Consider the following 22,849-nt stretch of genomic DNA (forward strand, 5'->3'; position numbering starts at 1 on the left):
TTCATGCGAGGGGTGGTAGCAGAGCGGATCCGTGGAGGGGCCGTCAAGGACCCCTACCTTCGCACGGGGTGTTACCCTCCCGCGCCCTCACGGACCGACCTCGATGGATCAGCTCGACCTCTTCGCCGCAGAAACCCCACCACCTCCTCGTCCACGGGATCCGGCCGTGTGGATCGCGCGGCTGCTCCTGCTGCGGGAGCCGAGCCTCGACGAGGGCGCGGTGCTGCGCGAGGTGCGCTTCCGCCGCGGGCTCAACGTGGTGTGGGCGCCACCGACGCCACCGAAGGGGGGAAACCGCCTCCGTGAAGGGCGCCTCAGCGGGCACACCGCCGGGAAGACGACGCTCTGTCGGGTGCTCCGCTACCTGCTCGGCGAGGAGCGCTATGGCACCGCGCGGACGCAGGAGCGGATCCGTGTGCGCTTGCCCGAGGGCTGGGCGGTCGGCGAGATCGTGGTGCAGGGGGAGCGCTGGGTGGTGGGGCGCCCGTTCGCGCTGGGGCTCCATCCGTTTGCGGTGCGGGGCGTGTCCGTGGAGGAGGCGCTCGCGCGGCGGGGTCCTTACCAGGACTTCCTCGCGGCGGTCTCGGAGGCCACCGCGGCGAGCCTGCCGGTGCGTGCGCTGCCTCATGCGAGGCGGCCGCTCGACTGGTCGCACCTGCTGACGTGGGTCGCGCGGGATCAAGAGGCCCGGTTCGCGGGGGTCGTGGAGCTGCGGCATCCAAGCAGCGAGTCGTCGAGCCCGAGCCCGACGGTAGCCGACCGGCACGTGGTGCTCCGCGCGGCGCTGAACCTGGTGTCGGACGAGGAGCGCGAGCTGCAACAGGAGCAGGAGGAGCTGGCCGAGCGGCGCAAGCGCCTGGAGAGCGAAGGCGCGTTGCTGCGACGTCGCGCAGAAGAGGACCGGCGGCGGCTGGTGTCCTTGCTGGCGCTCTCTCCCGACGAGGGAGAGGCAGGGCCGCTGTTCGCGACCCTCCTGCGCGAGCATGTGGTCGCACGGCGCGCGGAGCTGGAGCGGGAAGAGGCCGCCCTCGGCGAGCTGGAGGTCGAGGCGGAGGAGGCCTACGCCGAGGCCACGAGGGCCGCGGGGGAGCAGGCCGTCCGCGAGCATCAGCACCGCGAGGCCGAGGCGGCCGTGGAGCGTCAGGTGACGCGCGCGGGGGAAGGAGCGTCGAGGGAGGCGTCATTCCCGCCTCAGGCGCAGCGGTCCGAAGATGCGCGCCGCTCGGAGGCGAGCGTGGCGCCGAGGGCGGGTGTCGGGGCGAGCGCCGCGCCTCCTGACGGGGCGGCCCTCGTCGCGCCCGCTGTGCCACGTCAGAGTGCGGAGATCGTGGCTCCTCCCGGACCGCGCGCGACAGGCCGCTGCAATGTGCTCCTGTCTGTGGCGCTGGAGCGCGGCTGCCCCCACGCTGCGGCTGAGGCCGAGGCGCACGCCGCACACGCCGCACTTCCGCTGTTCGCTGCGAGCTTCACGCGCGTCGCCGAAGCTGCGCTTCCCGCGCCGACGGGCTCGGTGGGCATCGCCGGAACGACGGCACACAGCCTCCCGGACGCGGCCGAGGTCCTCGCAACGCTGGAGTCGGCTGCCGCTGCTGCACGCGAGGCGTGGGCGGCGGCTTCGACCGAGCGCGCCACCCTGCATGGCCTCTATGTACAAAAGAACGCCGCCGTCCAGACCCTCCGGGCACGCATCGCAGAGGGTCGCGCCTCGCTCGCCGAGGCCGAGCGGCTTCATACTTACGCGAGCGCGTCACTCGACGACGTGCAGGAACACGAGCAAGCTCTCGCTCGGGCGGCTCGCGCGGCCGATGCGCTCTCGAAGCGGAAGGCGCAGCGTCAGCGCCAGCACGGGGAGGCGCTGGGCCGCTTCTCGGGTCGCTTCGACGACGTGATCCAGGCGCTGCTCGGGCGGGAGGTCGGAGGGCGGGCCGATGTGCGAGGCGGCGAGATCGGTCTGCACATCACCGAGCACGGGGAGCGCGACGGCGCGGCGATGGAGACCGTGAAGGTGCTCGCCTTCGATCTGGCAGCGCTCTCGCTCGGCGCAGAAGGGACGGGGCACTTCCCGGGGCTCTTGATCCACGACGGTCCGCGCGAAGCCGATCTCGACGAGCTGATCTACGAGCGGCTGTTCCTGTACGCCGAGGAGCTGGAGGCGCGCTTCCCGGGAGAGCCGCCGTTCCAGTACCTGATCACCACCACGGCGCCGCCGCCGGAGCGGCTCCGCCAGGCCCCCTGGCTGCTCGAGCCGCGGCTCGATGCTTCCACGCCAGAAGGGCGGCTGCTGCGGATGGACCTCTGAGTTCCCGCAGGAGAGGTCCCATCAGAACGTGGCTTCGACCTCGGCGACCTCGGAAGCCGACAGGTCCAGTGCGCCAGCCGCGGCGCTATCCCGGACGCTCTCCTCGCGCCTCGCGCCAGGGATGGGGATGACCACCGGGCTCTTCGCGATCATCCACGCCAGCACCAGGCGATGCGGAGACAGGCCGCGGCGCTGCGCGAGGGCGGCCAGCCGCTCCATGGTCCCCAGAGAGCGGGCGCCGCTCGCTCCACCGAAGGGTGAGTAGGGCAAGAAGGCGAGCCCCAGCCGCTCGCAGGCGGCGAGCACGCCGTCCTCCTCGGGACTCCGGTCTCCGGGGTTCCACCGGTTCTGCACGCTGTTGATGGGCACGACGCGCCGCGCTTCGTCGATCTGCTCCGCGCTCACGTTGGAGAGCCCCACGTGGTGCACCTTGCCCTGCTCCCGGAGGCGGGCGATGGCGCCCACGCTGTCCACGAAGGGGACGTCCGTGTCGGGCGCGTGGAGCTGGTACAGGTCGATGCGCTCGACGCCGAGCGCCTTCAGGCTGGCCTCGCAGGCGGCCACGAGCTGCTCCGGGCGGGCGTCTCGCTTCCAGGCGCCGTCCGGTCGGACGAGGCCTCCCTTCGTCGCAACCACCACCAGCTCTCGTCGACCCTTCAGCGCCTTCGCGATGAGCCGCTCGTTGTGGCCGATGTCGCGGTGGTCGTGACAGTAAACGTCGGCCGTGTCGATGAGCCGCATCCCGGCGTCGAGCGCCGCATGGATGGTACGGATCGCCTGCGCTTCGTCGGGCCGCCCCTGGATCGAGAGGTACATCCCGCCCAGCCCCACCGCGCTCACCATCGGCCCGTCGGGCCCCAGCCGCCGCTCTTTCATCCCGCCTCCTCTTGGGGCCGTCGTAGCAAACGAGGCGTTCGGGGAGGAGTCAGGGACTTCTTGAAGACGCGGACCGGCTCAGGAGGAAGCCTCGCGCGAGGGTGCCGGGCGCGCGCTGGCACGCTCCGCCTCTGACCTCGCGCCCTGCTCCACCCACACGAGGCCTTCGATCCCGTCGACCTGGACCTCGACCATGCTCGCCGTGAGCTCGCTGGTCGCCATCCACACGATCTGTTTCGCGCTGGCGTCGTACACGCGGACCATGGCCATGGGGTCGCCCTCCGCGGCCCTCGCCGCCCGGGTCCGCTCAGGGTTTGGAGGAGGGAGCTTCGCCTGCCGTCCTCCATCGATGCGTCGCGGGGGAACACGGAACATCCACCAGGCGACGGCCAGGATGGCCAGGAGCAGGAGCAATTTACTCATGGCATGCGCGCACCTCGGGCGACCGGAGCGTGGAGACACCGCATCCTAGCGCGGCCTCCAGCGCACTGGGTGCCCTCGTCGTGCGGGGCCTCGTTCGGTCGTCCGCAGCGCGTCGGGAAGCGTCGCTCCGCCATGGCACCCAGCATGCAGATCCGGGCTGAACGTGATGTGAAAGGAGGAGGCATGGGAAAACTGTCGACGTCGGCATGGGTGCTTCACGATCTGGGCCTCGCCGCAGGGTTCGGTGGACCGCTCTTCGGCAAGATCGCGCTCGGTGAGGCGGTCAAGGACATCCACTCCGAGGAGGAGCGGGGGCTGGTCCTCCACGATGCCTGGAAGCGCTACAACCGGGTCACGGCGATCTCGCTGGGCGCGGCCGCCGCAACCTGGTTCATCGGCCGGACGCTGCTCTCGGGGCGCTCGGTGAGCCGGGAGGCGCGCCAGCTCGTCCTCGCCAAGGACATCGTGCTCGGCGCGACCATCGCGGCGGGGGTGGCGAGCATGATCAGCGGTGAGATCAAGAGCCGGGAGGCGCACGGTGGGGCCGTCCCCGTGCGGAGCGGGACCGAGCCCTCGGAGCGGACGCCACCGATCGCCCGCGCGGCGCAGCGGGTGCTCTCGGTCGTCGGGCCGATGGAGATCGCCCTCGCCGGTGCCGCGATCGGCATCACGTCGGTGCTGGCCATGAAGTCCGGTCGCTCCGGGAAGTGGAGCTTCCTGTCGCGTCTGCTGCCATGAGCACGAGGAGCACGGGGCGCTGCCAGGCCTTGCCCGCGGCGCCCCGGGGCTTCTTCTCGAGAGAGCGCCGGGGGGTTCGAGGCCGTCGTGAAGCGGAGCGTGGGGCGTGGCGGAGGCCGTCAGGGCTCGCAGTCGGGCGCTTCCTCTCGGTAGGCTTCGCCGCTGTCCACGGGCACCTTGCCCCCCTGATCGTGGGGCACGATCACACGGCACACACCGTCGATGGTCCCACCCATGTCGTCGATCGCGCGAAAGCCGAGGTTGTACACGCGCGCGTCACCGTTGCCTTTGCGCTCGGAGAGCAGGTCGACCGAGTCACAGGTCAGGTTGGCGATGTCGTCCTCGGTGTTGCCGTCGCCGGTGTCGTTGCGCGGCTCGTCGCTCGTCGCGTACGTGAAGAAGGCCCTCACATCGGGCTCACAGAGCTCGTTCACATCGATGCAGTCGTCGATGGAGAGGGTGTGCGTCTTGTGGTTCGGCGGCCACAGCTCGATGGTGGCCGCCTCGAAATCGTTCAACGAGATGCACGTCGCGCCCCCGTCACCGCCGCTCTGACATCCGGTGAACAGAGCGGTCGTGGTGACAAGGAGCAAACTCAGCGCGGAGAGACCGTGTGCTCGCTTCATCATCTGTTGATCGGTAGCGGAGAAAGCACGCACGAGCCAGGAGAAATGCCCGCCGGATTGTGGCTCATCACGATCTCACACCGCCGAGGTGAAGGCCTCATCGACGATGGCACGCGCCTCCGTGACGATGCGATCGAGGTGAGACGGCCCGAGGAAGCTCTCGGCGTAGATCTTGTAAACGTCCTCGGTTCCCGAGGGGCGGGCAGCGAACCAGCCGTTCTCGGTGACGACCTTGAGCCCGCCGATCTCCGCGTTGTTTCCGGGCGCGCGGGTGAGTTTGTCGAGGATGGGCTCTCCGGCGAGGGAGCCGGCGCGCACGGTCTCCGGGGACAGTCGCTTGAGCACATTCTTCTGGCCCGGCGTCGCTGGTGCATCGATGCGGGTGTAGGTCGCAGCACCATGGCGGGCGGCGAGCGCCTCGTAGTGCTCTCCAGGATCTTTTCCGGTGCGCGCCAGGATCTCGGCGGCGAGCAGATCCAGCAAGATGCCGTCCTTGTCGGTGGTCCAGACGTAGCCGTCACGCCTCAGGAACGAGGCCCCCGCGCTCTCCTCGCCGCCGAAGCCCAGTGAGCCTTCCAGGAGGCCGTCGACGAACCACTTGAAGCCGACGGGGACCTCGACCAGAGGGCGCCCGAGCTCACGAGCCACGCGATCGATCATCCCGCTCGAGACCAGGGTCTTGCCAACGGCAGCGCCAGCAGCCCAGCCAGGTCGATGTCGGAAGAGGTAGTCGATGGCCACCGCGAGATAATGGTTGGGGTTCATCAGCCCCACGCTGCGGGTGACGATGCCGTGGCGATCGGCGTCGGCGTCGTTGCCGAAGGCGATGGCGTATCGGTCCTTCAAGGCGACGAGGCCGGCCATCGCGTGGTGCGAGGAGCAGTCCATCCGGATCTTGCCGTCGTGATCCACGGGCATGAAGCCGAACGTCGGGTCCACGGCGGGGTTCACCACCGTGATGTCGAGCCCGTAGGTCGAGGCCAGAGGTTCCCAGAACGCGACGCTGGCACCGCCGAGGGGGTCGGCGCCGATCGCGATCTTCGCGCCTCGGATGACCTCCATGTCGATGGCCTGCTCCAGATCCCGCACATAGGGGCGGATGAAGTCGTGGTGGTGCGTGGTCGGGGCGCGTACCGCCGCCTCGTACGCCATCCGCCGCACCTCGGCGAGCCCGGCCAAGAGCAAGGCGTTCGCGCGGTCTTCGATCCACTTCGTGGCGACGGTGTCGGCAGGACCACCGTGCGGGGGGTTGTACTTGATGCCGCCGTCCTCCGGCGGGTTGTGCGAGGGGGTGATGACGATGCCATCGGCGAGGTCGCGCTTGCGTCCGCGGTTGTGCACGAGGATCGCGTGCGAGACGACAGGGGTCGGGGTGTAGCCGCCCTCGGCCGCGATGAAGACGTCCACGCCTGCGGCGGCGAGCACTTCCAGGGCCGTGCGCTGGGCGGGCTCGGAGAGGGCGTGCGTGTCCATCCCGAGGTAGAGCGGACCGGTGATGCCTCGGGCACGGCGGTACTCGCAGATGGCCTGGGTCACGGCCAGGATGTGGGCTTCGTTGAAGCTCCTCCGCGCGGCCGAGCCGCGGTGCCCGGAGGTGCCGAAGCTGACCCGGTGGTCCGGTATGCCCATGTCGGGCCGCTCGTCGTGGTACTGCGCACGGAGCCGCTCGGGGTCGATCAGCAGCGTGGAAGGCGCCGTCTTTCCGGCGAGGGGGTGCGTGGGCATGGATCCGTTCCTACCAGCTCGTCGCCGGGCTGGCGATCCGGAGCTTGTTGGCGCGGCGTGTCCGGAAGGCCCCGAGCGCCGGGGTTCGATCGAGGTCCGCGAGCCGCCCATGATGGTGTCGTCCGTCGGCTCACGAATCCCACACAGGGTGCGTGAGCGGTGACGACGCGCGCCGCCTGTGCTCCGATCGGCGGTATGTCGACCAGCGCTCCCCGCCGTCGGGCAGCCCTGAGGTTCGTCGGTGCGCTCTCGCTCGCGGCGGTCCTCACCGCCTGCCGCTCCGAGCCGACGTCACCCACGCCGTCCGAGATCCCGAGCGCGTCAGAGCCCTCCGAAGTGCCCGCCACGCCGATGCCGGATCCGGCCGTGCACGCCACGCACGCCGGCTCCCACGTCTGGTTCGAAGGCACACCTGCGCAGGCGCTCGCCAGGGCGAAGACGGAAGGGAAGCCTTCCTTCGTGTACTGGGGCGCAGCGTGGTGCCCACCGTGCAACGAGCTGGCCGCCGACGTCTTCGAGCACCCCCGCTTTCCCGAACTCATGCGCGACGTGGTGCCGGTCTACCTCGACGGTGACACGGAAGAAGCCCAGAGCTGGGGTGAGCAACTCGGGCTGTCTGCGTACCCGACGGTCCTCTTGCTCAATCCGGAGCGAGAAGAGCTGCTCCGCTTGAATGGCGCGCTGACCATCACCGAGCTGGAGACGGCGCTCCGAGCCGCGCTCGTCCGAGGGCATGGCTTCATCGAGGCCGTACGGCGCCTCGAGGAAGGCCGGGTGCAGCCGGACGACTTCCATGTCCTCGCGCACGCCGCGTGGGAGCTGCTGCCCGACACGCTCTGGCCTCAGACGCGGCGTCTGACCGCGCTGCGGCAAGCCGCGACGCAGTGTCCCACCGCCCGCGTCCAGGAGCGCGCGCAGCTCGCGGCCCACACCCTGGGGCTGGCGCTGATGGGGCGCGGGACGCACGCGCTCGAGCCGCAAATCCAGGCCATCCGCGCCGAGGCGCAGCGCTACCTCGATGCCATCTTCGTCGATCCGACGGCGTGGCGAGCGGCCCGCACCTTCATCACGATGCGCGCCACGGACGTGCTCCAGTGGTTGTACGGGGACATGCCCCGGGCGCCGCCGGCTCCAGGTACCACGCCCTCATCGTCCTCTCCCCCTGCCGTGGAGACGGCACACGCCACGGCGCCGGCCGCCCCCGCGATGGCCGACGAGGCGACTCTCCGCCAGCGCTGGCTCGAGGCGGCCGAGGCGCTCGGGAAGGACGAGAACGCTTCGAGGGAGACCCGTCTCTGGTCGGTCCGTCCGACGCTGGACATCGCGCGCCGTGAGCAGCCGCAAGGGGCGCTCTCCGAGCCGTTGCGTGACCGCGTGGAGAAGGCCGTCCAGGCGGCGGTGCTGGCCGCAGAGAGCCGATCCGAACGTCAGGCGATCGTCTCCGGTGCCTCGTACCTCCTGCGCCACGCGGGCTCTCCCCACCGCGCCCGAGCCTTGCTCATCGCGGAGTCCCGGCGCGACGCCACGCCCTGGTACTACTATACGTTGCTCTCCGCACTGGAGCAGGAGCTGGGCCGCATGGACGAGGCGCATCGCTGGTCCGCCGAGGCACGCAAGAGTGCGTCCGGGCGTGCGACGCGGCTCCAGTGGATGGCGAACGACATCGCCTTGAACGCGGAGCGCTCGGGAGCGGATCAGCGGGCATACCTCCTCGCGCTCGTCGACCAGTACTACACGCTCGCCACGCAGCTCGATGATGGCTTCTCGGGGCGCAACAGATCCCGCGCGGAGCAGGTCGCGCGCGCGCTCGCACCGCACAAGCAGGATCGGGACGTCATCACCATGCTCGCCCGCCACCGGCCTCGCTGCTCCACGCTGCCGGAGGAGCGACGGGCCTTCTGCGAGCGCCATTTCGACGCCCTTCGCTGAAGCAGGAGCGCCGCACGCCCTCCTGCCGCAGTTGACACCCCTCGGAGAAGCGCACAAGCCAGGGCCATGGCCATCGGAGTGTTCGCCCGGCTTCGCGCCGTCCACGTCTCGACGGTGCTCGCGCTGCTCATCGTCTCAGGTTGCGCCGGTGCTCCGCCTCCTTCGTCCGCGTCGATCGCTCCCGGCGAAGCGCGGCATGACCCCACCTCGACGGCGTCTGCCTCGCACCAGGAGGGAGGCCATGACGAGCACGCGCGCTCCGGATCCGCACACGAAGCGACTCCGGCAGGCGCCCGGATCGATCAGCAGCTCGCCGAGGTCGCGCGGATCCATGGCGGCGCCGGCCCCTGGGCGGTCGCAGGCTACCGGATGGGCCGGTATGCCCTGGAGCGGCTCGGCCTCACGCACCAGAGCTTCGACCTGGAGGTCATCCACCACAGCCCCCGCTCGGTGCAGTTCACGTGCATCGCCGATGGCGCTGCGGCCGCCACGGGCGCGAGTCTGGGCAAGCTGAACCTCTCCCTGGTCGAAGAGGCCGACGAGGCCGCCGTGGCCACCACGTACAGGCGCCGCTCCACGGGCGCCTCGATCACGCTCCGCCCCACCGCGACGTTCAAGGCGCGCTTCAAGGATGTCCCGAGAGAGCAGCTCCCCGCGGCAGGGCGCGTGGCCATGGAGTTGCCCGAGACCGAGATCTTCGAAGAGCAGCGCTGATCGCGGTGCGCCCTCCGCGCGGCGCCGCGCGGTGTCAGCGGTCCAGATCCGGGCGCAGTGAGGCAGGTTCCAGCTCCGCCATGCACCGCTCGAGCAGCCGCCTCAGCCGCTTCACGGGTTCGCGGATCGGCGCGACGTCGGGGACCCCGGGGGCGGCGAGGACGAGGCCACCACCGAACGAAGCGCTCGCGGGGCGGTAGTGAACGATCAGCTCCCGTCCCTCCGGCCTGCGCACGATGCCGGAGCCGAAGGTCTCCGCGTAGCGCGCGTGGAACCGCTCGCGCAACGCATCGGGACATCGCCCCACGGTGGCCAGAGAGGCCGGCCACCCCTCGGGATCACCGAGCGCCCACGAGAGCGCCCACGCCGCCGGCACCGGCACGCCGTCGCGGAGGAGCTGGCCGAGGCCGAGCCGAAGCAGAAGCGGGAGCTCACCCGCGCGCGGCTCTTCGGGGGGTGGAAGGCGCGCGTAGACGGGCGTCTCTTCACCCATCCACATCGCTCCGAGCAACCCGGAGGCGTACCCTCGGAACGACGCACTCCGCGCGTAGCACTCGTGCAAGGCCAGGATCTCGGCTTCGAGGGCCGCGCGCTCCACCTCGCCGACGGGCGCATGCCGCGCGTCGTGGAGCAAGCGACGCTCCAGCCCATAGAAGAACAGAAAGACGTAGCCGATATCGATGTCCGGCTCGCGCCGGCCCCTGGCCAGCCAGCCCAGGTACTCCGCGCGGTGCTGCGGTGACAGCTCGCGGTAGGCAGGCCAGCACGTCATGGTCTCTTCGAGGCGCGCGGCGCGACCCCCCTCGACGGGCAAGCGAGGGTCGATCAGCGCAGGCTCCACATCGCAAGGCTCGGCGACGGGAGGAAGGTGGGCACCGACGTAGATCATGCCGCTCGCGATGCGCTGTTCCGCAATCGTCAGCTCGGCACCGCCGGGCGGAATCCAGGTGGCCGAGGGCGGGGCGTCGGCCTCGGTGGGCTTCTCCGAAACATCGGGAGACGCTTCGGACGGGTCAGGAGAGAGAGCTTGGATCTCCGCGGGGCGACGCCGCGAGTCGATCCACGCGCTCAGGGCCACGAGCCAGCGAACGGCGCGGCGCACTCTTTGCGGTGGCACGACACCATGGGAAGCCAGCTGGCGCGTGTCGTCAATCGAGGGGTCGCATGCCTCGCGACGGACTACGTCCGATCGGTGACGCGCGTCGTCGCTACGGTCTTCGAGCCCCCCGCAGCGCGCCTGGCACTCGGGCCATCGGGTCACTCCATTGCATGCACCGCACCGCATCCAGCCAGAGCGCAGAATGCCTTCCCGCATCGCTCATCCACAGCAACGGAGCATCTGGTTAGTCTGAGTGTAGGAAGGTCACCTGAACGCCCACCCGAACACACATGTCAACCGTCCAGAGTGCCTGCGAACGAGGGCTTGGGGCGAGCAAGTTGGTCGTCGTCCCCGGCAGATCATCGTCACCCTCCATGTCGGGCTGTGAGACACTCGCGCACGCCGGCCAGGGTCTCCCATCTCGGCACGGCACAGCACGGGAGGCGAGCATGATCCGACGCTCTTTGTATCTAATCTCAGCGCTTACGACAGGCTTCACGCTCATGGCGTGCGGGGGCGATGATGGAGACGGTTCCTCCACGACCAGCACCAGCACCAACGTCGGAGGCGGCGGCCAGGGGGGTGACGGCGGCCAAGGGGGTGACGGAGGCCAGGGGGGTGACGGAGGCCAGGGGGGCGGGACCGTCGAAGGCTGCGGTAACGGCGCCATCTCTGGCTCCGAGGGCTGCGACGACGGAAACACGAACTCCGGCGATGGCTGCAGCGCCTCCTGTACGGTCGAGGAGGGATATGCATGCAGCGGCGAGCCGAGCGTGTGCGGCCCCGCCTGCGGCGACGGCCTGATCGTCGGCGCGGAGGGCTGTGACGACGGCAATACGACGGCGGGCGACGGCTGCAGCCCGACCTGCACGGTCGAGCCCGGGCACACCTGCAGTGGTGAGCCGAGCGTGTGCGCGGCCGTGTGTGGCGATGGTCTCGTGGCGGCCGGCGAGGGCTGCGACGACGGCAACACGACGGCGGGCGATGGCTGTAGCCCCACGTGCACGGTCGAGTCCGGTTTCACGTGCAGCGGCGAGCCGAGCACCTGCAGCACCGCGTGCGGCGACGGCATCGTCGCGGCGTCCGAAGCGTGCGACGACGGTAACAACACGAACAACGACGGCTGCAGCGCCCTGTGCCTGGTGGAGCCCGGCTACACCTGCACCAACGCCTCCGGCTCGCCCTCGCAATGCACCACGACGTGCGGCGATGGGATCGTGATCGCTGGCGTCGAGGCCTGCGACGACGGCAACACCATGGGTGGTGATGGATGCAGCTCCAGCTGCACCGTCGAAGCCAACTACACGTGCTCCAACGCGCCGAACATGCCGAGCGTGTGTGTCGCGGGCTGCGGCAACGGGATCATCTCCGGCGGCGAGCAGTGCGACGACGGCAACATGGTGAACGGCGACGGGTGCAGCTCCAGCTGCACGCTCGAGCCCGGCTTCACCTGCGCAGGTGTACCGAGCAACTGCTGCTTCAACGAGGTCGAGCCGAACAACTCGTCGGCAACCGCCAATGGTCCCCTCGCGGTCGGCGCGAAGGTTTGCGCCGCGATCACCCCCGCCGTCGACCTGGACTTCTTCTCGTTCGTCCTGCCGACGGCCGGTGACATCACCGTGGAGACCTTGCTGGGTTCGGGGCTCCCCGGCACCTGCCCGAGCAGCATCGATACGGTGATCCGCCTGTACGGGCCGGATGGCACCACCGAGATCGCCAACAACGACAACAAGGCGAACGGGGACTTCTGCTCGAGGATCGATCCGGTCTCGCACCCCGCCGTGCGCAACCGGCCTGCTGGGACGTACTACGTTCGGGTCGAGGACTGGGGGAACGACACGACGATCGCCTCCTACCGCCTCTCGGTGAAGGCCACCGTCTGCGGCAACGGGATCGTCGAGGGGACCGAGAAGTGCGACGGCGGCCCTGGCTGCAGCGCGACGTGCCAGCTCGCCTCTCCTGGTCCGGGACAGAGCCTGGCGACGGCGACGCCCTTCCCTGGCTGCAACATCACCCCGAACTCGAACGCGCGCGTCGACGTGCCGAGCTGCTTCCCGCAGGTCGGAGGGGTCCACTGGTACTCCTACAGCACCGGCAATGGCCTCCTCTCCCTCACCGCGAACGCCGCGGGAGCCGTGGCGCTCTACAACAACGTCGGTGAGGAGCTGGGCTGCTTCCCCGACGTGACCCAGGCGCCGCTCGGTTCGCTGACCACGGCGGGCGGGACGGTGTACGTCGCGGTGGCGGTGCCGACGGCCATCAACTGCCTGACGTTCAACCAGATGCCGTACACGGGCGTCGGCAAGAACGCGACCGACATCAACATCACGTTCAACACGCCGCCGACCTTCGACTACGGCATGACCGTGGGGAACAACGCGATCTACCTGGGGACGAGCACCGAGGTGTACAGGTTCCCCAAGACCGGCAACTCCACGTCCGAGGAGTTCGGTACGGACGAGGGCGTGCAGTTCAGCCACCTCGGCTATGACCTGCAGTACGCGAGCGGCAACCTGATCAGCGCCAGCAAGAGCGCCAGCGCGAGCACGAGCCGGCTGATCCGCGTGTACGCCGAATCGAGCAACATGTGGGGCCCGACGTCCTGGGATCTCACGCCCAGCTACCCCACGAGCGCGCCCTTCTACACCATCACCTACGATGGAGCGGTGCTCATCGGGGCAACGCGGACGACGCAGGGCAGCGTTCAGTTCTACTCGGTCTCTGCCACGTCACCGGGGACGCCGGTCTCGCTCGGCTCGAACCCCACCGTCGGGTACGTGGTCGGCCTCGCCGCCGACAGCCAGTACTTCTACGTGGCGGGTGTCGGGTCGGTCGGCAAGGGCGTGTTCCGGATCAGCCGCGCGAACGTCACGGCCCCGGCCGTGCGCATCGCGAAGCTCGAGACGAGCACGCAGCACAACTCGCTCGTGGTCGACAACACGAACAACGCCAACTACCTGTATGTGCGCGCAGACGGAGAGACGCACGTGGTCGCGAGCCCTGGCGGCACCGCGATCCACGGCGGCGCGCTGTCCAAGCTGGGAACGTCCAGCGACTTCGCGATGACCTACGATCCCGCGACGAACGCGATCTTCTTCCTCGAATCGGAGAGCGCCGGCGTCGCCCGGATCTACCGCCTCCAGTAGCCGCCCTTTCTCTCGCCTTCCTCCCCTCCCCTCACCCGTCGCGCGGGGCTCCCGCGCGATGGGGATGGTGGCTGAGACCCACCAGATTCCCCTCCGGATCCCGCACGTAGAGCGTGAAGGGGCTCTCCCTCTCCACGGGGAAGCCAGCCACCTTCAGCCGCTCTCGCCACACCTCGCGCAGCTCGGGCTGGATGCCGAGCGCCATGCAGTGAAAGCCTGGCGCCGCATCTTCCCGTCTCGGCCCTTCCAGCGCCGCGCGCTCGATGGCCAGGAACGCTCCGCCACCAAGCTCGACCCAGATCGAGCGAGGTGCGCCCGCTTCATCCTCCCATCGCTTCAGCAAAGGGAGGCCGAGCGCATCGACGTAGAACGCCTCCGCGCGTCCCAGATCTCGGACGACCACGGCGAGGTGATGGATGGCGAGCCGTTCTTCCATGAAAGTCCCTCTGGCATGGCCAGCGGCCGGCGCACAGGGTGCCCACCCGCACACAACCCCCGCCCCTCGGTCTTCTCCGCCCTCGACGCTGCGGGGCAGGCCGCCGACGCCTTTGACATCGCCTCTCCTCTGGCGATGATGGCGCCGATGCGCTCGAAGCTGGCCTGGCTCGCCCTCCTGCCCGTGCTGACCCCTGCATGCTCACCGCCCGCGGTGACGCCGGCTCCGCGCGACGCAGCCTCCCCACCCACCTCGAAGGAAGCGCCCCGCGCGCCCTCGGATCGGCCCGCCATCCTGGGCCCCGAGGCCAGCGCCATCACCTTCGATCGGCTGGCAAAGTTCAGCGAGCCGGGCTGGCATGTCCCCCGAGGCGTCGCGTACTCGCCCGACGGCAAGCTGCTCACCTACCTCGCGAGCGAAGCGAAGGACGATCAGATGGCGCTCTTCGCCTTCGATCTCCAGACGAAGAGCTCCAAGGTGCTCCTCCGCGCGAGCGACCTGGTGAAAGAAGAGAAGCCCCTCTCCCGTGAGGAGGAGCTGCGCCGCGAGCGACAGCGCAAGAAGATCGTCGGCGTGACGCAGTACGGGTGGGCCCGTCGCGCTCCCGTCATGCTCGTCCCGCACGGCGGCGATGTCTTCGTACGCGCCGAGAGCGGCGCGATCACCCGCCTCACCGAGACGCCGTCCCCCGAGATCGATCCGCAGATCTGCGAGGGGGGCGAGAAGGTCGGCTTCGTGCGCGACGGCGAGCTGTTCATCATCGACGTGGCCACGCGCCGCGAGACGCAGCTCACCAAGGGAGCACCGGCCGGTGTCACCCGAGGTCTGAGCGACTACGTGGCCCAGGAGGAGTTCGATGAGCCGAGCGGCTTCTGGCTCTCACCCGACTGCACGCGCCTCGCCTACCTGGAGGTCGACGAACGCCAGGTCGGCCTCCACCCGATCGTCGGCTTTCGCGGCGGCCAGCCCGATCTGATGCAGCAGCGCTACCCCGAGGCCGGAGGGAGGAATCCCCAGGTCCGCGCAGGGATCCTCGACCTCAAGACGCGCCGCACGAGCTGGCTCACCTGGCCCAAGGGCAAGGAAGCCGAGGAGCGCTACCTGGTGCGCTTCACCTGGAGCCCGGACAGCAAATCCCTCTGGTTCCAGTCGCTCGACCGGGAGCAGAAGCACCTCGCGCTGCTCCGCGCCGACGCCGCGACCGGGGCCACCTCGGAGGTGCTGGGGCAGAGCTCGAAGACCTGGATCGATCCCGGGGAGCTGCGCTTCCTGGAGCGCTCGCCTCGCTTCCTCTGGACGACCGCCGTCGACGGTCACGATCACCTCTCCCTGCACGAGGTCGGGACCGGTGCGCGCGTCGCGCAGCTCACCTCCGGGAGCTGGGACGTGAACGCCATCAAGGGCGTGGATGAAGAGAAAGGCCAGGTGCTGTTCACCGGCTCGCGCGACACCCCGCTCGAGAACCACCTCTATGTGGTCCCCCTGGCCGGCGGCGAACCGAAGCGCCTCACCACCGAGCACAGCGACCACGCGGTGGCCGTCAGCCGGAATGGCTCGGGGTGGACCGACATGCACTCCGCCGTGGATCGTCCCCCCCAGGTCGAGATCCGGGCAGCCGATGGTTCCCTGCTCGGCGCGCTCCCTACCCCCGAAGATCCGGAGATCAAGGCGCTCCGCATCCGCGCGCCAGAGCTCATCACCGTGCGTGGCCCCAGCGGCGACACGCTGCACGGCGCCCTGTTGAAGCCTCGGGCCGTCGAAGACGGCAAGCGATACCCCGTGATCGTCATGGTCTATGGCGGCCCGGGGGTGCAGACCATCCGCAACGGCTGGTATCCACGCCTGCTCTGGCAGCACCTGGCTGACCGCGGCTTCGGCGTCTTCGCGCTGGACAACCGGGGCTCGTCGGGGCGCGGCCCCGCGTTCGCGAGCACCCTGTACGGCCGCCTCGGCGAAGTCGAGCTGGCCGACCAGCTCGCAGGGGTCGGCTACCTCCGGTCCCTCTCCTGGGTGAACCCCGACCGCATCGGCGTCTACGGCCACAGCTATGGCGGCTACATGAGCATCCTCTCGATGCTCAAGGCGCCCGACCACTTCCGCGTCGGCGTGGCTGGCGCTCCCGTCACGGACTGGCGGCTCTACGACACGGGGTACACCGAGCGGTTCATGGGCCTCCCCGCAAAGAACGCGGACGGCTACAAGGCCTCCAGCCTCATCCCGCTGGCCCCCAACCTCCAGGGCAAGCTCCTCCTCGTCCACGCCCTCATGGATGAGAACGTCCACTTCCAGAACTCCGCAGAACTCATCGACGCCCTGGTCGCAGCCGACCGCACCTTCGACCTGCTCGTCCTCCCCGGCGAGCGGCACGGCTACCGCACCCCGGCCTCGAAGCGCTACGTGAACCGGCGGGTGGTCGACTACTTCATCGAGCACCTCTGAGCGTCTTGCCCAGCGGACGCACGTCGTCTAAGTTCCGCCTCGCGGTCCAGACCGCACCGGGGAGTCGCACAGTCCGGTAGTGCACGAGCTTTGGGTGCTCGTTGTCGCGGGTTCAAATCCCGCCTCCCCGACCCAGCCCTTTGAGTTTGCTGGAAAGAACGGCGCGGGCGCCAGAGACGGCGGCATCTCGCCCAGCGCGACATCGAGACGACGACCGACGCCACGCCGGTCCAGATGTCCAGCGAAGGGTCCCAGCAATGCCCAGCGGCAAAGTATGGCAGCGGAACTCAGCATCATCCGCACCCCTTACCGCATCTCACGGGCCGACCCCTGTGAGCGGCCTCTCGCTCCCGGAGCGGTTCGTCCCGCTTCGACTTGCCGCAACTCGCCCCTCGACCGGATCGAGCATCCGCTTGCTCCGCGGAAAATTTGTCGGGGGGTGGAGGAGAGACAGGCGTAGCGAAGAAGTGCGCCCGAAGCCGCTCACTGTCTTCATTGGTATGGATCCGGTGCCCCCAACCCTGCCCGGACTGCATAAATTTTTTTGAGGTCTTTTCCCGAGGCCACTTGGCATCGGTGTAGCCCTTGATGAGCGAGAAGAGGGCGCTGAACGATAGACGAACTGGATCGTGAACACGAATGGCTCCAGACGCCCCTCGATCAAAAAAAACGTAAGGCGTTGCTCGCCGGTCGACATAGTGACGACACGAGCATCCCCGGTGTGACTTGATTGGCTCAAGCGGATGCCCATTGAAGACACGGCCAACACGACACCGACTGCTTGGCACCATCAGGTTGGACGGGACAGTTTGTTTGCATCTCCGAGCCGCGACCTCATGAGTCTCGGCGATATCATTGACAGGCAACCATGCAACGAGGGCGACCTCCTCCGATTGATGGGTCCGTGTGAAGAAAAGAATCTCCAACCCATCAGATTGCAATCGGTCCCTCCACTCACGGAAGAGCTTTTTCCGCAATCCTGGCCGACATAACCCGAGCGTGAGGGCGTCAAAGTCGGGATCCGGGCGACAGCTCGCATCGAGGTAGTTCCCCGACTCGCCGTACAGTCGTGCTCGCGAATTGTAGGGGTAAAGAATGAGGCGGGAATGACGTTTCATTTTCCGTTCAAGCCTACGCCAGATGAAAAGCGGCCGCGACCTCTGCTCACGACCTTCACCACGCCACGGACAGCCCATCATCGATCCAGCGACGCCTCCCTGGACCTCTGCAAGCGTCTCTCGCACCTGGGCATCGGCGCCCGTCTGAACCGACTCGGGAGCGCCTGCACCTAGCACTGCTCCACCCAGTCTCCGCGTCCTCGGTCGGCGACCCGCGACAAGCCGGTTCCAGCGACGCAGGACGGCTTGATAGCTTCCCCGCATGCCGAACCGGCCCGAGCCCTGGCACGACGACGACGCCTTCTGGAAGCGCACCTGGAGCTTCCAGTTCGACGAGACCCGCTGGAAGGATCTGGAGCAGCACGTCCGTGGGCTGATCCGCCTCGTTCCCCTGCGCAAGAACCAGGAGATCCTCGACCTCTGCTGTGGTCCGGGGCGCGTCATCCTCCCCCTCGCCAGCCGAGGCTTCCGAGTGACGGGCGTGGACATCACCAGGCCCTACCTGGACCACGCCAGGAAGCGCGCCAAGGAGCGCGGGCTCTCCTGCGCATTCATCCACGACGACATGCGCACCTACCGGGCCCCCCGCACGTACGACGTGATCCTGAACCTCTTCAGCTCCTTCGGGTACTTCAAGGACCAGCGCCAGAACCAGAAGGTGCTCAAGAACGTCCACGCCTCGCTGAAACCAGGCGGCACCTTCGTCCTGGAGCTGCGCCCGCGCGAGGTCTACCAGCGCATCTTCCAGCCCCGCGACTGGGACATGAAGGACGGCGTCGTCGTCCTGAAGAACCGGCGCCCCAACGCCGCATGGACCTGGCTCGACAGCACCTGGACCCTGGTCGAGAAGGGCCGCCCCGTCACGTTCGACGTCTCGCACCAGCTCTACGGGAAGGACGACCTCTTCGCGATGATGAGCAAGGCGGGATTCCAGGATCTGAAGGCCTACGGTCACCTGGACGGGCGCCCGTTCGATGAGCAAGCCATGAACCTGGTGATCGTCGGCACCCGCGCCTGATCCTCTCCCTCACGGCGACATGCGCACACGCCGCTGCCAGAACGCCCCTCCCACCCAGCGCCGCTCCTGCCCGTAGAACAGCGCCAGGTTCTCCCGGTACGCGGCGTGAATGGCCTCCAGCCGCGCCAGGTACCGCGCGACGCCTCCACCATCACCCGAGCGCCACGCGAGCAAGGCCTCCCCCGCCCGTAGCCCCGTGTAGAGCGCGTTCATCATTCCCTGCGACGAGAGCGGGTCGAACGACAGCGCGGCATCGCCCACCGCCAGCCATCCTTCCCCTCCGAAGCGATCCAGGCGCGCGCTCCCCGCATCGATCCCGCGTGGACGCCCACCCATCACGTACCCATGCCGCGCCAGCACCTCCTGCACGGCCCTCGTCTCGCGGACCCGCGCACCGAACCCCTCCTCGGACAGCAGGACTTTCCGGTCCGCCAGATCCGGATCCGTCAGAAAGGCCACCACCCGCTCCCCTGACGGCACCCGCGCCGAGTACCACCACCCGGCTCGCTCCGCCTCGATCAGCGTGCGCCCGTCCCGATCCGCCAGCGTCGACGCCCCCCACATGGCCTCGCCCCGTGACCGGAAGCGCACGAAGAACGCCACCAGCGCATCCTCCTGCGACCGCGATGCGCCCAGCCGCCGCGCGACCGCGCTCGACCTCCCCGTGGCATCGATCAGCGCGTCGCACGACAGCGTGAGCGCCTCCTCGCCCTCGACGACCCGCAGCGCGAACCCACCTCCAGGCGCCCGCTCCACATCACCGATCCGTGCCCTCCCGAGCACCTCCGCCCCGACGTCGCGCGCCGCAACCCGCAGCGACGCATCGAACCGGGCCCGATCCACGTGCCAGCCGGCGCCATTCACGCCGAACAGGAAGTCGGTCCCTCGCAGCGCCACGTCTCCCCACGCCGACACGTTCCCGTGACAGCGCAGATGCCCGTCGGCCTCGACGCGCTCCAGCACCCCCAGATCACGAAGCAGCGGCCGCGCCGCGGGAGGCAGCGCCTCGCCCACGCGGAACGCCCCCTCCGCAGCCGCATCCACCAGGAGCACGTCCCTCCCCGCCCTGGCGAGCACGATGGCCGCAGCCGCCCCCGCCGGCCCTCCACCCGCGATCACCACCTCGTGATGTCGATGGCGCTTCACGTCTTCTTCGGCAACCGCACGGGGAGTGGCGCATGCCGCAGCGCCTCCTCGGAGCCCCAGCCAGCCTCCTGCACCGCGCGTCGCCTCAGCACCTCACGCGGGAGCCTCCGCCCTCCGGGCACGCCCAGCGGCTCCGCCATCGGCAGCACGCCCGGCGTCGGCGGCTCCACGCCCTTCCCGAAGGAGGCCACGCCCATGACCGGTGGGAAATCGCGGTCCCCCTCGACCCCTCTCCTCAGCTCCACCAGACCCATCCCTCCGAACACCTCGACCATCTGCTCCATCTGCTCGACCGTCGTCCCCTTCAACGGCGCCACCCAGGACGCGCGGCGCGCGAAGGCGGCGAGGCGCTCCTCCCGTGGCAGCCTCGGGTTCATGACCTTCTCGTACGCCGCTGGTGTCAGCACATGGTTCGGCACCCGCGCGGGCCAGAAGGAAGGGACGAACGGGTCGTAGTCCGGATCGTAGCCGGAGCGGCAGTACGCGGTGTCCGCCTGCCACGGGAGCCCCATCCAGCGCGTCAGGTCCCCCGGCCCTTGTGCATGCAAGGGCCCTGCAGACGACAGGACCACCGCCTGGGTCAGCGTCGCGCCGTGATCCGGCTCGGGCTCTCCAGACGGCCGCTGTCGAATACGGAATGGCGCCGAATACATCGAGAGGTGCCGCATCGGCCAGGTCAGCTCGCAGCCAGGATGGAAGGCGTCAGCGAGACAGGCATCGAGCGCCGCCCGATCGAGCATCGCGGGCTGCTCTGCGAGCGGCACCTGCTCGATTTCCCGTGGCAGCTCTCGCTGCGGATCCCAGTCGGCCACGAAATCACCGGCGGCCCACAACTCGAGGACGCGGTACTGGGTCGGCGAGACCGCCGCATTCTGACGCGGAGACTCACCAGCGGGCACCTCCATCGCGTCGCCATAGAGCCAGGGCCACGGGAGCTGATCCCCATTCGCCTGCCCCGGATCGCGGAACGCCTGGAGCACCTGCCGACGCAGCTCACCATAGATGTCGTATTCACCTTCAGCAGGCTTCGCCGCCAGCTTCTGCACGTACTCGGGATCCTCGAAATGGTTCGCTCCACCCCACCCGAACTGGGTCGCGAACCCCTGGTTGACCCACTGATGCTCCGTCAATCGCTGCAGGATCGGGTACACATCCCGCTGGAACGACACCTGCGCCGGAAGACGGAGCCACTCGTTTTGCACGTACAGATCGAACATCAGATCGTACAGCGTGCGCACCGCGGTCACCGTCGGCGCATAGTTGGGCGGCGCAGTCACCACCCAGGCTGGCTCCACGGGGATGCGCTGCCCCTCGATGCGCACCTCGGCCGTCACGGGACCATCGGACGTATCGTCGTACCAGCCATCGGCATTGATGAAGCTGTCCTCGTCCGACGGAATGTAGATGGGCTTCCCCTCCGGCGACGCCGACTTGCCATGACCCCCGAGAAAGACGAGGCGCCCCGCCTCGTCGGTCCTCAACTCACCGAGGTAGACCTCTTCCTCCTGAAACTTCCCCCGGAACTGCGTGGCCTCCCCTCTTTGCTCCTTGCCACGGATGGAACGCGCCCCCCCGTCGATGGTCAACACGTCGCGCGCTGGCCCCTCCACCGAAGCATTGCGCAGCGGCAGCGCCACCGACGCCGCCTCCGGGATATCCAGCGAAAGCTGCCACCGGTACCAGCTCGCCTTCCGGTTCGCGACGTGGACCGTCCACGTGATGTCGGCCCAGTCCGCGGTCAGCTCACGGATCAGCTCCCCGGCCGCGTTGTAGCCATAGATGCGGAACCGCGCCGCCTGCCGCTTCAGGGCCCCCTCGTCGTCGCGATGCTCGAGGGGCCCTTCTCCCGGCGGCGTCGTCACCTCCGGCCCGTAGAAGATGCCGGACGCGCTGTTGCCGACCCTCGCCACCCCGATCGCCGGATGAATCGCAGCCCGCACGATCTTCGTGTCCTTCGCGGGTGGATAGTCACCTCCCGGGCACGCTGATTTCGACTTCGTCTTCTTCCCCTCCTGCTCGGCGCCCTCGAGCCCTGCGCACCACGAGAGCGCCCGCGGTTCGACCGGCTCGCCCACGGGCACGCCGTTCACGTTGCGCCGGACCCGCGCCGAGGCCTGATAGACGGCCTTCCGGGCCAGCGCCAGGCTACCCACGGGGGCGTGCTCGGGCAGGGCGTGCCATGTGTTGAACGCCAGGTTCTCCCCGTAAGTGGCCTGCCCGCGCGTTCCCAGATCCTGCTGCGGGAGAATCAGCGTCGCCACATGGACGGGCGGGCTCTTCTCCTCGCTCCACGGCCTCGTCGCCTCATCCGTCGGCATCTCCTGCTCGCTGGTCTGACGCTGGATGAGCAGCTGGAAGCGCGCCTCCCCTTGCTTCATCCGCGCGTGAAGATCGGCTCGCAGATAGAACGGGTCGTCCACGTCCGGCGGGTCTCCCGACCCTGGCGGCGCCTTCTCCGGCGTGAGCTTGTACTTCACGAACGCGCCCTCGCCGAACTTGAACGGCAGCACGCTCCAGTAGGGTGACAGCAGCACCGATGGAACCAGCTTCTCCATCGCGTCCAGCACCTCTTTCGTCCGTGGGTGCCGCGCCAGGTACTCGTCGAGCTTTCCATTCAACGACTGGCAGGTGAACGCGCACATGTCCTTCGCGGTATCGACGAAGAACACATCGTGGTTCTGGAGAATGAAATCGTGCGTCGTCGCGCTCTCTTCGCCCTCCAGGATCTTCTTCCCTTCGACGTCGAACACCTTCAGCGCAATCCCCACCGTGCCGCCCACATCGGGCACACCAGGCTGAACGTCGCTGGAGAAGCGCACCCAGACCTCGTACTCCGACTTCTGCGCAAAGATCCCCACACGCAGCTCCGGGGGCAGATCCTCCCGGATGCGCAGCGTGCCATGCGCGACACCGTGGAGGCGCAGGAACACGGGACGGGTCGCAGGGTCCCGCCCGGCGACCACCGTCCTCCCCTGCGCGTACCGCACGAAGAGGTCGACCAGAGCCTCGACGGCATTCTCATCGCAACCGCAAGGCGGCGCCGGCAGCTCCGGCGCGTCCGACGCTTGCGTCGGCTTCGCTGTGGGTGGCTTCATCACGAATACCTCCGCGCTGAGT

15 protein-coding genes and 1 tRNA gene are annotated in these 22,849 nt (G+C 68.9%); 8 read left to right on the forward strand and 8 right to left on the reverse strand.

The window, feature by feature from the left end; all coding sequences use genetic code 11:
* Positions 1 to 103: 103 nt before the first annotated feature.
* Positions 104 to 2,299 carry a hypothetical protein gene (locus CMC5_RS30920; protein ID WP_050433766.1) on the forward strand — a complete coding sequence of 732 codons (2,196 nt, stop codon included), beginning with the start codon at positions 104 to 106 and terminating at the stop codon, positions 2,297 to 2,299.
* A gap of 21 nt (positions 2,300 to 2,320) precedes the next feature.
* Here CMC5_RS30920 and CMC5_RS30925 read toward each other — a convergent pair whose 3' ends face one another.
* Together CMC5_RS30925 and CMC5_RS30930 are read right to left on the reverse strand one after the other, a co-directional pair.
* Positions 2,321 to 3,175 carry an aldo/keto reductase gene (locus tag CMC5_RS30925; RefSeq protein ID WP_050433767.1) on the reverse strand — a complete coding sequence of 285 codons (855 nt, stop codon included), beginning with the start codon at positions 3,173 to 3,175 and terminating at the stop codon, positions 2,321 to 2,323.
* A 78-nt stretch (positions 3,176 to 3,253) separates the two neighbouring features.
* Positions 3,254 to 3,598, reverse strand: coding sequence for a hypothetical protein (locus tag CMC5_RS30930; RefSeq protein WP_156338988.1), 345 nt, complete (start codon positions 3,596 to 3,598; stop codon positions 3,254 to 3,256).
* Between the two features lie 183 nt (positions 3,599 to 3,781).
* On the opposite strand from CMC5_RS30930, the gene CMC5_RS30935 reads away from it, so the two are divergent.
* Positions 3,782 to 4,336, forward strand: a complete 555-nt coding sequence (locus tag CMC5_RS30935) for a hypothetical protein (RefSeq protein WP_050436230.1) — start codon at positions 3,782 to 3,784, stop codon at positions 4,334 to 4,336.
* A 119-nt stretch (positions 4,337 to 4,455) separates the two neighbouring features.
* Here CMC5_RS30935 and CMC5_RS30940 read toward each other — a convergent pair whose 3' ends face one another.
* The gene (locus CMC5_RS30940; protein WP_050433769.1) at positions 4,456 to 4,965 is read right to left on the reverse strand and encodes a hypothetical protein; all 510 of its coding nucleotides are present in this window, start codon (positions 4,963 to 4,965) and stop codon (positions 4,456 to 4,458) included.
* A 72-nt stretch (positions 4,966 to 5,037) separates the two neighbouring features.
* Positions 5,038 to 6,687, reverse strand: a complete 1,650-nt coding sequence (pgm, locus tag CMC5_RS30945; RefSeq protein ID WP_050433770.1) for a phosphoglucomutase (alpha-D-glucose-1,6-bisphosphate-dependent) — start codon at positions 6,685 to 6,687, stop codon at positions 5,038 to 5,040.
* 195 nt (positions 6,688 to 6,882) lie between these two features.
* Between pgm and CMC5_RS30950 the strand changes: the two genes are divergently transcribed.
* On the forward strand, positions 6,883 to 8,616 hold the full coding sequence (locus CMC5_RS30950; protein WP_050433771.1) for a thioredoxin family protein: 1,734 nt from the start codon (positions 6,883 to 6,885) through the stop codon (positions 8,614 to 8,616).
* 66 nt (positions 8,617 to 8,682) lie between these two features.
* Positions 8,683 to 9,330: an FmdE family protein gene (locus CMC5_RS30955; RefSeq protein WP_082362949.1), complete on the forward strand. Its 648-nt coding sequence runs from the start codon at positions 8,683 to 8,685 to the stop codon at positions 9,328 to 9,330.
* A 34-nt stretch (positions 9,331 to 9,364) separates the two neighbouring features.
* Here CMC5_RS30955 and CMC5_RS30960 read toward each other — a convergent pair whose 3' ends face one another.
* Positions 9,365 to 10,408, reverse strand: a complete 1,044-nt coding sequence (locus tag CMC5_RS30960; RefSeq protein WP_050433772.1) for a TerB N-terminal domain-containing protein — start codon at positions 10,406 to 10,408, stop codon at positions 9,365 to 9,367.
* 524 nt (positions 10,409 to 10,932) lie between these two features.
* On the opposite strand from CMC5_RS30960, the gene CMC5_RS46160 reads away from it, so the two are divergent.
* A complete protein-coding gene (locus tag CMC5_RS46160) occupies positions 10,933 to 13,575 on the forward strand; it encodes a DUF4215 domain-containing protein (RefSeq protein ID WP_063796380.1) in 2,643 nt (880 codons plus the stop codon).
* A 31-nt stretch (positions 13,576 to 13,606) separates the two neighbouring features.
* Here CMC5_RS46160 and CMC5_RS30970 read toward each other — a convergent pair whose 3' ends face one another.
* Entirely contained in the window at positions 13,607 to 14,011 is a 405-nt protein-coding gene (locus CMC5_RS30970; protein ID WP_050433773.1) for a VOC family protein, read from the reverse strand.
* 147 nt (positions 14,012 to 14,158) lie between these two features.
* Between CMC5_RS30970 and CMC5_RS30975 the strand changes: the two genes are divergently transcribed.
* The 3 genes from CMC5_RS30975 to CMC5_RS30990 all read left to right on the forward strand — a co-directional run bounded on the left by CMC5_RS30975 (position 14,159) and on the right by CMC5_RS30990 (position 18,586).
* Positions 14,159 to 16,450, forward strand: a complete 2,292-nt coding sequence (locus CMC5_RS30975) for a S9 family peptidase (protein ID WP_050436231.1) — start codon at positions 14,159 to 14,161, stop codon at positions 16,448 to 16,450.
* A gap of 57 nt (positions 16,451 to 16,507) precedes the next feature.
* A tRNA-Pro gene (locus CMC5_RS30980) sits at positions 16,508 to 16,581 on the forward strand.
* A 1,249-nt stretch (positions 16,582 to 17,830) separates the two neighbouring features.
* Positions 17,831 to 18,586: a class I SAM-dependent methyltransferase gene (locus CMC5_RS30990; protein ID WP_050433775.1), complete on the forward strand. Its 756-nt coding sequence runs from the start codon at positions 17,831 to 17,833 to the stop codon at positions 18,584 to 18,586.
* A gap of 9 nt (positions 18,587 to 18,595) precedes the next feature.
* Here CMC5_RS30990 and CMC5_RS30995 read toward each other — a convergent pair whose 3' ends face one another.
* Complete coding sequence (locus CMC5_RS30995) at positions 18,596 to 19,732, reverse strand: NAD(P)/FAD-dependent oxidoreductase (protein WP_050433776.1); 1,137 nt, start codon at positions 19,730 to 19,732, stop codon at positions 18,596 to 18,598.
* Complete coding sequence (locus tag CMC5_RS45180; protein ID WP_156338989.1) at positions 19,729 to 22,827, reverse strand: LodA/GoxA family CTQ-dependent oxidase; 3,099 nt, start codon at positions 22,825 to 22,827, stop codon at positions 19,729 to 19,731. The genes CMC5_RS30995 and CMC5_RS45180 overlap by 4 nt, the downstream gene beginning before the upstream one ends.
* Positions 22,828 to 22,849: the final 22 nt, after the last annotated feature.

The organism is Chondromyces crocatus, from assembly GCF_001189295.1.
In the GTDB taxonomy this organism is placed as follows: Bacteria; Myxococcota_A; Polyangia; order Polyangiales; family Polyangiaceae; genus Chondromyces; species Chondromyces crocatus.